The organism is Brevundimonas sp. AAP58 (assembly GCF_001295975.1).
Taxonomy (GTDB): domain Bacteria; phylum Pseudomonadota; class Alphaproteobacteria; order Caulobacterales; family Caulobacteraceae; genus Brevundimonas.
Map to the genome: position 1 here is coordinate 1 of NZ_LJHU01000082.1, position 10,695 is coordinate 10,695.

12 protein-coding genes are annotated in these 10,695 nt (G+C 68.3%); 1 reads left to right on the plus strand and 11 read right to left on the minus strand.

The window, feature by feature from the left end:
• From IP78_RS11255 to purQ, 9 genes are all read right to left on the minus strand, one after another.
• Positions 1-262 (minus strand): BatA domain-containing protein (locus IP78_RS11255; RefSeq protein ID WP_197272444.1); only part of this gene is annotated, 262 nt, incomplete at its 3' end.
• Positions 259-1,146, minus strand: a complete 888-nt coding sequence (locus tag IP78_RS11260) for a DUF58 domain-containing protein (protein ID WP_054111779.1) — start codon at positions 1,144-1,146, stop codon at positions 259-261. The genes IP78_RS11260 and IP78_RS11255, both read right to left, overlap by 4 nt.
• Before the next feature lie 5 nt (positions 1,147-1,151).
• Positions 1,152-2,150 carry a MoxR family ATPase gene (locus IP78_RS11265; protein ID WP_054111780.1) on the minus strand — a complete coding sequence of 333 codons (999 nt, stop codon included), beginning with the start codon at positions 2,148-2,150 and terminating at the stop codon, positions 1,152-1,154.
• A gap of 28 nt (positions 2,151-2,178) precedes the next feature.
• A complete protein-coding gene (locus tag IP78_RS11270) occupies positions 2,179-2,892 on the minus strand; it encodes a DUF4159 domain-containing protein (RefSeq protein ID WP_156320382.1) in 714 nt (237 codons plus the stop codon).
• A gap of 13 nt (positions 2,893-2,905) precedes the next feature.
• Positions 2,906-4,231 carry a TldD/PmbA family protein gene (locus IP78_RS11275; protein WP_054111781.1) on the minus strand — a complete coding sequence of 442 codons (1,326 nt, stop codon included), beginning with the start codon at positions 4,229-4,231 and terminating at the stop codon, positions 2,906-2,908.
• A gap of 21 nt (positions 4,232-4,252) precedes the next feature.
• Positions 4,253-5,887 (minus strand): TldD/PmbA family protein, encoded by a 1,635-nt coding sequence (locus tag IP78_RS11280; RefSeq protein WP_054111782.1) that lies wholly within the window; start codon positions 5,885-5,887, stop codon positions 4,253-4,255.
• Positions 5,888-6,048: 161 nt separating this feature from the next.
• Positions 6,049-7,713 (minus strand): alpha/beta hydrolase, encoded by a 1,665-nt coding sequence (locus IP78_RS11285; protein WP_082384993.1) that lies wholly within the window; start codon positions 7,711-7,713, stop codon positions 6,049-6,051.
• Between the two features lie 46 nt (positions 7,714-7,759).
• Entirely contained in the window at positions 7,760-8,596 is an 837-nt protein-coding gene (locus tag IP78_RS11290) for a hypothetical protein (RefSeq protein ID WP_054111784.1), read from the minus strand.
• A 93-nt stretch (positions 8,597-8,689) separates the two neighbouring features.
• A complete protein-coding gene (gene purQ, locus IP78_RS11295) occupies positions 8,690-9,352 on the minus strand; it encodes a phosphoribosylformylglycinamidine synthase subunit PurQ (RefSeq protein ID WP_054111785.1) in 663 nt (220 codons plus the stop codon).
• A gap of 111 nt (positions 9,353-9,463) precedes the next feature.
• Between purQ and IP78_RS11300 the strand changes: the two genes are divergently transcribed.
• The gene (locus tag IP78_RS11300; RefSeq protein WP_054111786.1) at positions 9,464-9,661 is read left to right on the plus strand and encodes a hypothetical protein; all 198 of its coding nucleotides are present in this window, start codon (positions 9,464-9,466) and stop codon (positions 9,659-9,661) included.
• Between the two features lie 33 nt (positions 9,662-9,694).
• Here IP78_RS11300 and IP78_RS11305 read toward each other — a convergent pair whose 3' ends face one another.
• Together IP78_RS11305 and IP78_RS11310 are read right to left on the minus strand one after the other, a co-directional pair.
• A complete protein-coding gene (locus IP78_RS11305; protein WP_054111787.1) occupies positions 9,695-10,405 on the minus strand; it encodes an HD domain-containing protein in 711 nt (236 codons plus the stop codon).
• Positions 10,406-10,427: 22 nt separating this feature from the next.
• Positions 10,428-10,695 (minus strand): YbhB/YbcL family Raf kinase inhibitor-like protein (locus tag IP78_RS11310; RefSeq protein WP_156320383.1); only part of this gene is annotated, 268 nt, incomplete at its 5' end.

Consider the following 10,695-nt stretch of genomic DNA (forward strand, 5'->3'; position numbering starts at 1 on the left):
CCGGCCGGGTGTCGGCCACGCCCCACAGCACCGGCTGGGCGAGCCAGAGCGCCATGAGGGTCAGCAGCAGCAGTCGGGCGGCCAGCAGCCAGAGCTCGTCCAGCCGCAGTCGCCGGCGGGGCTTGGGTCGCTCCTCCAGCCAGGCCAGGGCGGCGAAGGCGATGGTGCGGCTCTCGGTGCGCCGGGCGATGTGAATGATCAGCGGGATGGCGAGGGCCGCGAGCGCCAGCAGGCCGAGCGGAAACAGTAGCGCCGGGCTCATCGCGTGGCCTCGGGGCGGAACAGGGCGCGGATCGGCTCGTCGGCGGGGCGGTCGGCGAAGTGTTCGGCGTGGCGAACGCCGTGGGCGTCGAGCCGGTCGGACAAGGCCTCGCGGGCCTCGGCGAAGCGACGCAGGAAGTCAACCCTGAGCGCCGGGCCATCGCCCACCAGCGCCGCGCCCGTCTCCGGATCGACGAAGCGATAGCCCTGGTCGAAGGGGAAGTCGCGTTCGTCGGCGGTCAGCACCCGGATCATGGCGACGTCGCGGCCCGACATGGCCAGTCGCTCGGCGGTCTCGATACAGGCGGCGTCGAACCCGTCGGACAGGATCAGGATGACGTCGTTGGGGCCGAACCGTTCGCCGTAGACACCCACATCGCGGTCCCAGAGGGCGATCCCGGCGGGCTGGATCGGGGCCATGGTCAGAAGCACGCGATCCCGCTGGCGCGCGCCGCCGCCGGGCGGGACGACCATCGGTCCCGTCGCAGTCTCGATCACCAGGCCGAAGCGGTCGCCCTGGTTCACGGCGATCTCGACGAGCGCCGCAGCCAGGCGCCGCGCCGCGTCGAAGCGCGACCAGTTCGGCGTCTTAAGGTCGGCCTGGGCCATGGAGGCGCTGGCATCCAGCACGATCCAGACGGTGACGGGGCTCTCGCGCTCGGCGTCGCGCACGAAGAAGCGGTCGGAGCGGGCGTAGAGCTTCCAGTCGATCTGGCGCAGGTCGTCGCCGCGTTCATAGGCGCGATACTGGGCGAACTCCTGGGCACCGCCCCGATTGCGGCTGGCGTGCTGGCCGGCCGAGGCGATCACGGCCGCGCGGCGCGGCGTGATGGACAGGCGACGAAGCCGCGTCCTCAGGTCCGGGGGAAGGTCGAGCGGGGACACCGCTCTCAGTCGCTCCCGGGCGCGGGCAGGGCGGCCAGCAGCGCCGCGACGACGTCGTCGGGCGACTTCCTCTCGGCCTCGGCGGCGAAGGACAGCAGGATGCGGTGGCGCAGCACCGGCGCCGCCAGCGCCCGCACGTCGTCCCGCGTCGCCGCCAGCCGCCCGTGCACCAGCGCCCGCGCCTTGGCCGCCAGCATCAGGGCCTGACCGGCGCGCGGCCCCGCCCCCCAGCGGACGTAGTCGATGATGGCCTTTGGCGCTTCCGGCGACGGCCGTGTGGCGCGCACCAGCGCGGTGATCCAGCCCAGCAAGCCTTCGGACACATGAACCTGCCGGACCCAGCCCTGCAGCGTCACCACTTCGGCACCGGTCATGACCTGGGGCACGGTGCCCGCGCCCGCGCCGGTGGTCTGGACCAGAATGGCGCGTTCCTCCTCAGCGGTCGGATAGCCGACGCGGATGTTCAGCAGGAAGCGGTCCAGCTGGGCCTCGGGCAGGGGATAGGTGCCCGCCTGTTCCAGCGGGTTCTGCGTCGCCAGGACGAAGAAGGGCTCCTCCAGTCGATAGGTCGTGCCGGCGTAGGAGACGGTGTGCTCCTGCATGGCCTCCAGAAGCGCGGCCTGGGTCTTGGGCGGGGTGCGGTTCAGCTCGTCGGCGAGCAGCAGGTTGGTGAAGACCGGGCCGGGCTGAAAGCGGAAGCTACGTCGGCCGGTCCCGTGATCCTCCTCCATCACCTCGGTGCCGAGGATGTCCGACGGCATCAGGTCCGGCGTGAACTGGACGCGGCGGAACTCCAGCGACAGGGCCTGGCCGAGCGTGCGCACCAGCAGCGTCTTGCCCAGCCCCGGGACGCCCTCGATCAGGCAGTGGCCGCCCGCCAGCAGGCCGACCAGCAGCTGTTCCACGACCTCGTTCTGACCCACGACGGCCTGGCCGATGGCGGCCTTCAGCTCGGTGAGCTGGCTGAGCTTGGCTTTGATCTCGGCTTCGGTGGGCGTGGTCATGCGGCGTCCGGGGAGGGGAGAAGAGGCGTCAGGCGGTCAGGGCGTAGATGACGATGTTGACGGCGAACTTGGTGTTGTCCTCGGCCAGGAAGCGCTTGTTTCGCCAGTCGTAATCCCACTCGCAGCCGTAATCCTTGTTGGAATACAGCACGCCGATCCGGCCATCGACGATGATGGCCTTGAGGTAGTCGTGCACCAAGTCGTCGCCCCAGCCGTTCAGCTCCATCGAGGTATTGGGTGGACCGTCGGGAAAGTCGAAGAAGGCCGAATAGATCGGGTGGTCGTTGGGGATCTTGTCCAGCGCGCCCTCGCCAAACAGGGCCGCCATCTGGCGCTCGAAGGTGCGGGCGAACAGGCCGTCGATGTCGTGGTTGCAGTCGTCGACGAAGACGAAGCCGCCGTTCTCGACATAGGTGCGGAAGTTGCGGGCCTCGGCCTGATTGAACTCCACCAGCTTGTGCCCGGCCATATAGCAGAAAGGGGCGGTCAGCATGGCCGGATCGGCCAGATCGACCACCCGCTCTTCCGGATCGACGCGCAGATTGGTGTAGTCGACCAGCGAGGTCAGGACGTTCAGCGGCATCCGCTCGTCCACATCCCAGTTGCCCGACTGATAGCGCAGGCGGGTGAACCAGAAATCGTAGGTGGTCTGGGCCGCAGCAGGAGGGGGAAGCAGCGTCGCCGCCGCTCCCCCCGCCAGAAGGCGAAACAGGTCCGCGCGTGTCAGGGAACTCAGGGACACACGCGGGGATCCGTCAGACGGCGTCGGACAGCGACGTGAAGGTGAAGTCCCTCAGGCGCATGGGCGGGATCATCATGGTGCGCCCTTCGTCGACCCGGACCGGGCGGCCCAGCTCGTCGATATTGTTCAGCATGATGACGGGCGACTCGTTGAAGCGGAAGTTCTTCACCGGATACCGCAACTCGCCATTCTCGATGTAGAAGGTACCGTCCCGGGTCAGGCCGGTCAGCAGCACGGTCTGCGGATCGACCATGCGGATGTACCAGGTCCGGCTGACCAGGATGCCGCGCTCGGTCTCGCGCACCAGGTCCGAGGTCGACTTGGTGCCGCCCGTCATGATGACGTTGCCGGGGCCCGCGGTCGGCGTCTTGCCCTGTCGCTGGGCCCAGTAGCGATTGTAGATCAGGTTGGCGATCTTGCCGTCCTCGACCCAGGAAATGCGCTCACGGGGCAGGCCGTCACCGTCCCAGGGCAGGGTCGGGATGTTCGGATCCGCAGGGTCCGAATAGAAGTTGACGCGCGGATCATAGACCTGCTCGCCGATCTTGTTGCCGCCGCCCGCCTTGGACAGGAAGCTGCGGCCTTCGTCAGCGGGGCGGGCGTTGAAGAAGTTGAACATGAAGCTGATCAGGCCGGCCGCCGCCGCCGGTTCCAGGATCACCGTGTACTTGCCGGGCTCCAGCGCCTGGGCGTCGGCCGAGGCGGCGGCCTTGCGCATGGCGATCTGGATGTCGTCGGCGGCGTTGAAGCTGCGGATGTCCTGGACGTTCTTGGCCACCCAGCCGGATCCGCGACCGTCCTCGGTTCGGACCGTGCAGGTGTAGTCGGCCACCGTGGAGCGCTGATAGCCGAAGTTGCCGTTGGAGTTGGCCGAGGCGAAGAAGCTCTGCCCGTCCTGCAGGAAGCCCGCCGCGATCAGGTTCTGCGCCTTGCAGGGCTCGATCGAGGCCCGCGCCACCTCGGCCCTTTGCTGGGGCGTGATGTCCGCTGTCGCCTGGCTGAAGGTCTCCGTCGGGCGATAGGTCTGGCGCTCCACCGCCGGCATGAACTCCGGGTTCTCGGGCGCCAATCGGGCCAGATCCTCGGCCCGCCGCACGACACGCTCCAGCGCCGCGTCGGAGAACTCGTTGATCGAGGCGGTGCCCACGCGGCGTCCGAACGCGACCTGGACGCCCAGGTCGATGTTCGACACGACGCCGGATGTCGAGACGTTGTTCAGGGCGAAGCGGATGTTGCCCTGGACGCTTCCGGTCAGGGTGGCCGTGCATTCGTCGGCTTGCGACAGGGCGATCACCTTGTCGAGGATGGCCTTGGCTTCGGCTTCGGTCATGATGCTCATGGGATTGTCCCTCCGATCCGATCAGCCGAGCGAACGCGCGGTGTTGATGACGTTGATCCCGTCGAAACGGGTGGTCGAGGAGCCGTGGCTGACGGCCGAGACCTGCGACGGCTGACCCTTGCCGTCGAAGAAGGAGCCGAACAGGCGATAGTCGCTCTCGTCGCAGATGGCCGAGCACGCGGCCCAGAACTCGGGCGTGCGCATCTGATAGGCGACGTCCTCCAGCGGCTGGGTGATCTGACCGTTCTTGATCTCATAGAACAGGGTGCCGCCGAACTGGGCGTTGTAGCGCTGCTGGTCGATCGAGAAGGAGCCGCGGCCCAGGATGTAGATGCCGTTCTCGACGTTGGAGATCATGTCCGCCGCCGTCATCGGCGTGCGGCCCGGCTCCAGAGAGACGTTGGGCATGCGCTGGAACTGCACCGTTGACCAGCTGTCGGCGTAGGAACAGCCGTCCGACGCCGTCTTGCCCAGGATGTGGGCCTGATCCCGCGTGCACTGATAGTCGACCAGGATGCCCTGATCGACCAGCGGCCAACGCTTGCAGGCGACACCTTCGTCGTCGTAGCCGACGGCACCCAGGCTGCCGACCTGGGTCTTGTCGGCGAACAGGTTGACGATCTCGGAGCCATAGCGGAACCGGTCGCGGCGCTTGTCCAGCGTGGCAAAGCTGGTGCCCGCGTAGTTGGCCTCATAGCCCAGCACACGGTCCAGCTCGAGCGGGTGGCCGACCGATTCGTGGATGGTCAGGCCCAGGTGGTTGGGATCGAGCACCAGGTCGTAGCGGCCGGGCTCGACCGACTTGGCGGTCAGCTTCTCGCGCGCCTGGCGGGCGGCGGCTTCCGCGTCCTCGCGCATGTCATAGGACATGCCGTAGCTGATGATGCCGCCGGGCCCGTTCAGCTTGTCGGCCGGGTTTCCGTCCAGATACTCATAGCCGAGGCCCATCGGGGCCGACAGGCCATCGCGGCTGCGGAACTTGCCTGTCGTCATGTCCACGGCGGTGACCGTGAACGGCGCCCAGATGCGATGGACGTCCTGGTCGATGTAGGAGCCATCGGTCGAGGCGAAATACTTCTGCTCGTTCACGAGGAACAGCTGGGAGTTCACGAAGTTGGCCCCGGCCGCCTGCGCCGCCGCATTGACGCCCAGCAGTAGCTCGACCTTCTCGGCGATCGGCACCTCCATCGCGTTCCGGCGGATCGGGGTGCGGTAGCTGACCTCGCCCAGACCCGGCGTGGGGGCCAGCTGGACCGGCTGGGTCTGGTTGACCGCATTGGCCTTGGCGATGGCGACAGCGAGGCGCGCGGCCTCGGCCACGGCTTCCGGCGTCATGGTGTTGGTGGCCGAGAAGCCCCAGGCCCCATCGGCGATGACCCGCACGCCGACACCCGTCGATTCGGTGTTGACCACGTTCTGGACGTTGGCCTCGCGCGTGATGACGAACTGGCGAAGATACCGTCCCACGCGCACGTCGGCATAGGAAGCACCGGCCCCCGTCGCGGCGCTCAGGCCCGCATCGGCCAGGCGGCGTTTGACGGCCATGTCGATGGTCTCGGTCAGTTGGCTTGCCGCGATGGCCCGCCCGGCGAAGCCCGGCAGCAGGACGCCGCCCGCCCCGATCCCGCAGGCCGCAAGGAATTGACGTCTATCCAAGGCTTCCTCCTCCGCCGGCGTCCGGCATGGGCGGACGCAACTGCGCGCGACGGACGGCCCCCCGCGCGACAAGGGCCACATCATTCACCCCTGCGAAGCCGGAGGTAAACCGTCCGCATCATTACAATCTCGACAGCTTGCGAGGTCCGATGGTCGCAGGCTCAGAAGATGGTGATCTCTACCCGGCGGTTCAGTGGCTCGGGCGCGTCGTCGGGGCTCGCCACGCGCGGACGTTTCTCGCCGAGGCTCTCGATGCGGATCAGGGCGCGATCCACGCCCCGCGCCACCAGGGCTTCGACGACGGCTTGCGCCCGGCGAAGCGCCAGCCTCTCGTTGAACGCCGCATCGCCCTGTGCATCGGTATGGCCGACGATCAGGATCTGCCGCGCGCCGTCGCGCTGAACCCGTACCGCCGCGGCGTCGATCACTCCTGCGGCTTGTGGCGTGATCTCGGCCGAGCCCGTGTCGAAATAGGCCGTCAGCTGAAGGGGAGCGACGACCTGCGGGGGCGGCGGCGGGGGCGCGGGCGCGGTCGGTGGCGGGGGCGGAGGCGCAGGCGCGCTGGGCGGTGCGAACGGCCGGTCGTCCGTCTCCAGGGTCGTCCGTCGACGAAGCGAGCAGTTCAGATCCTCGGCCGCAGCCTCGGGAGAGGTGCGGAAATAGACCGGAGCCTCCGGCCGCCCCTCGAAGCGCGCCTCGAGAAGGGCCCGGGCCTCCACTGGCTGGTCGGCCAGCGCGCACCGGATGTCGTTCAGGATGAAGGGACTGTTGGAGTAATAGGCGTGCCCGGCACCGTAGAGTGCGCTGGAGACCTCGGTGGCGTCGACGGTCAGATAGCCGTCCGCCTCCCGGATCCAGGGCCGGTTCCGGTCGGTCTGCCCCAGCCGAGGCGACTGGTTCAGCAGTCGGGACACCCAAAGGGCAGCGTCACGGTCGGACGCGTACAAGGTGACGTTGGGTTCAAGAATGTCCAGCTTGCCGGCCACCAGGCCGAAAACGTCGCGCTCCACATCGGCCGCCGCCATGATGATGCGGAACTCCACGTCAGGTCGGGAGCCCTGCGCCAGATAGCGTTCGGCATAGTCTTCCAGAGCCTGGGTCAGCACCCGATTGCCCATCGAATGGGCGATGATGTTGATGCGCCCGGGGGCGACGTCAGTCAGAAGCAGGTCGAGGAAGGCCAGCAGATGTTCGACCGCGGCGTCGGCCGACCTCTGATCGGCGTAATAGGCCCATGGCGTCGTCGACCCCCGCGAGGGCCAGGTGAACAGCACGGGTGCGCCAGGATCGAACCGATCGTCTTCGCGAAGATCGACGGTCAGCTGGGCTGACCGAACCAGCGCCGACTCGAAGCCGACGCTGAAGCCATGCACGAACAGCAGGATCGAACCGGGGCTGTTCGAGCTGTCCACCGCGTCGCTCAGTTCCTCGACGAAACGCTCGCGGCCCTGGGTCGTGATCCGGGTGATCATGACGTAGCGTTCCAGAAGATCGGGATCGCTGGGGGGCTCGCCACGAAGCACCGGCGTTTCTCCCCGCTCTCGCGGTGTTCCATCGGCGGTCAGGCGCGGCAGCCAGACATCGGCCCGACCCAGGATCAGACGCCCGGCATCGCCCGGCGCGACGGTGTCGACGTCCATCTCCTGATCGCCGACGACCGGAGCGCCCAACGCTCGGTTTGAACCGTAGAAGACCCTGACGCAGGTCACGTCCGCCGAGAGCGCCTCGCAGTCCGTTCCATAGGCGGTCGGATGTCTCAGCGTCGTGGGCGCGCAGGCACCCAGCGCCAGGACAGCGACGGTCGTCGTCCAGATCAAAGGCCTCATCGATCACCTCTCAGACGTCTGTGGACAGTCTGCGGGCCCAAAGGGCCTAGGGCAAGTCAGGGTTCGCCGGGGGCTGTCCGGGATCAACCCTCGGGGGTGTTTCCGGCCGGAGCCGGAAGCACAGCACGAGCGCCCCGCCAAGAACGATCAGCGATGCCGCGAGCGCTCCGAACGCAAGCGCGACGTTGCCCTTGTCCTGTTCGGCTACGAAGACCCCCAGCAGGCCCCAGGCGATGGGGAAGGGATAGGCCAGGAGCCGCGTCCGCCAGGTCACGAACAGGGCGAAGACGGCCACGCCCGTCACGGCCAGCAGAGCCCAGGCGGTGGGTGCCAGCGACGGCGGCAGGTCGCCGTTGCCGGTCGCCACGGTCAGCAGGTTCACCGGCGAGGCGATGGTCAGCCAGCCCGCCAGCGCGCCCAGCGGCCAGGCCACCAGCCAACGGTCGCGGTCCCATCGCGGCAGGTCGCGGATCGCGCGGGCGTGGGTCAGAAGCGGGATGACCAGCACGCTCAGCGAGCCGAAGATCAGCACGATGGTGGCGATCTCCGCATCCCAGGCGGCCGCCAGGATCCACCAGCCGATGCCGAGGAAGGCCAGGACGGAGGGCCAGCCGAACCACCGGATCATGTCGCTCTCGCCCGTCTGGGGCAGGACCTGCCGGACCGCATAGGCGATCAGGCCCAGGTAGATCGGCCCCCAGATGGCGAAGGCCCAGCCCACCACGCGGAGCGTCGCATCACTGTCGGCCGAGAACTCGGCGGGCGTCTGACCGATGCCGGCGAACTGCTGGAGCTGACCTGCGATCACCGCGAAGCCCACGCTGGCCAGGACAATCAGCCGGCGGGTGTTCTGGGCAGGGGTCGGTCGGACGATGGATGACATGGGCGTCGTTCCGTAGCGGCGTTCGGGTCCGACACTACGCGCCATTGCGGCAAAGGTTCAGCGCCGATTGCGTTCGCCGCGCCCCTGCGACGATCAGGCGGCCGCGTAGATGGACCGGAACAGGGTCGCGCCGTCCGCCGAGCCCAACTCGGCCTCGAAGGCGCGGTCGGGGTGGGGCATCATGCCCAGCACATTGCCCCGGGCGTTCTGGATGCCCGCGATGTCGGCGATCGAGCCGTTGGGATTGTCGACATAACGGAACACGACCTGGCCCTCGCCCTCGATGCGGGCCAGCGTCTCGGCGTCGGCGAAGTAGTTTCCGTCGCCATTGCCCTGGGTCATGACCACCTCACGCTGGCCCTGGTAGCCGGCGGTGAATCGCGTCTGGCCGTTGGCGACCTCCAGCGTGATGGGCTTGCAGACGTATTTCAGCCCAGCGTTCCGAAGCAGGGCGCCCGGCAGCATCCCGGCCTCGCACAGGATCTGAAAGCCGTTACAGATGCCGACTACGGCCACGCCGTCGTCCGCCGCCTTCTTGACCGCCTTCATGACCGGCGACTGCGCCGCCATGGCCCCGCAGCGGAGGTAATCGCCGTAGGAAAATCCGCCCGGCAGGACGATCAGATCGAGCCCCCTGGGCAGCTCCGTCTCCTGGTGCCAGACCATCTCGACCCGCTCGTTCGTGGACCGCTCGATGGCGACCTTGCAGTCGCGGTCGCAGTTGGACCCGGGAAAGACGATGACGGCGGCGCTCATGGCGCGGGCCTCTAGCAGCGTTTGCACGCATTGTCAGGTCGGCGGCGATTGACCGAACGGCGTTTCTTGGACTGTATGCCAAGGACTGTTTTCAGTAACGAGGAGGGCCCCATGGCCAGTCGGGACGGTCGGTCAGTCGCACTCGTGGGTGCAACCATCCTTCTGATCGTGGCGGCCGCCAACATCGGGTACGGCGTCTACCGGGTCATGGGCGGCCATGCGTTCGAGCTTCCCCTCATGACCGGAGCCGCCGTTTGCGCCGGCCTTGCCGCTATTCTGTTCAGCCGGGCCGGGAAGCCAAAACCCTGACGGATAGACGATTGTCCTTGTTGTCGTCGGCAATCAGGGGCGTGCGCCCTCCGGCGTTTCGGCTCGCACGCGGGCGAGGAAGTCGGTCATGACGGCGACCCGCTCGGGGGCCATGCGCTGTGCGGCCTGGGTCTTCAGCCGAGGGGGGACAGCGGTGGCGAAGGCCTCGATTGTCCGCAGGGCGCGGTCGTAGTCGTCGCCCTCGCCGGTCGCCGCCAGCAGCCGCGCCGCCCCAAGCGCGCCGAGGAAATCCAGCGCGTCGGCGTCGTGCATCACGATGGCCTCGGGGCCTTCGGGCTCCTTGTCGTACATGTGACCCAGGATTGCGGCGCGGACGGCGGGGAACTTCTCCATCGGAAAGCCGGCGTCGCGCAGGAACGGTTCGGCCAGCTCGACCGAGCGCACCGCGTGATCCACCCCCGGCGCGGCGAACGGCGCGATGCCGCCCCAGTCATGCAGGAAGGCGGCGGCGAACAGGACGTCGGCGTCGACGCTCAGCCCTTCGGCCTCGGCCAGCGACATGGCCAGCAGGTAGTTTCGCTCGGAATGTCGCCAGCCCCAGCTGGGATGGGCGAGGTTCTCCTGGGCGTGCGCGTGGACCGCGCGCCGCCAGGCGCTGTCCAGCGGAATGCCTGCTGGCGTCGCCGTCGCCTCGGCGGGCGGGTTCGCCATCTCCTGCCGCGCCTGGGCGGGGGCTATCATGGCCAGGATGGCGAGAACCGCCGTCAGTCCGATCGTTCTCATCGCGTCGCCCCCTTGAATGGTCTCAGCCCCTGTTCTCGTAGACGCCCGTGATCGACGCCCTGGCAAGGGTGTGGAAGTGCAGGTTGAAGCCGAAGATGGCCCCGGAGTTCTCCGGCGTCACGTCCAGCTTGTCCACGTCCACCGCGAAGACCGTGAAGATGTAGCGGTGCGGTCCGTGACCGGCGGGCGGCGCGGCCCCGCCGAAGCCCGGCTGGCCGAAGTCGGTGCGACCCTCGACCGCGCCCGCCGGAACCGGCCCGCCCGCCGTGATCTCGGTGACGTCGGCGGGG

Coding starts and splice junctions, on each gene's coding strand:
- IP78_RS11265 (WP_054111780.1), bottom strand. CDS start 2,150: ATGACCACGCCCACCGAAGCCGAGATCAAAGCCAAGCTCAGCCAGCTC.
- IP78_RS11275 (WP_054111781.1), bottom strand. CDS start 4,231: ATGAGCATCATGACCGAAGCCGAAGCCAAGGCCATCCTCGACAAGGTG.
- IP78_RS11285 (WP_082384993.1), bottom strand. CDS start 7,713: ATGAGGCCTTTGATCTGGACGACGACCGTCGCTGTCCTGGCGCTGGGT.
- IP78_RS11290 (WP_054111784.1), bottom strand. CDS start 8,596: ATGTCATCCATCGTCCGACCGACCCCTGCCCAGAACACCCGCCGGCTG.
- purQ (WP_054111785.1), bottom strand. CDS start 9,352: ATGAGCGCCGCCGTCATCGTCTTTCCCGGGTCCAACTGCGACCGCGAC.
- IP78_RS11300 (WP_054111786.1), top strand. CDS start 9,464: ATGGCCAGTCGGGACGGTCGGTCAGTCGCACTCGTGGGTGCAACCATC.
- IP78_RS11305 (WP_054111787.1), bottom strand. CDS start 10,405: ATGAGAACGATCGGACTGACGGCGGTTCTCGCCATCCTGGCCATGATA.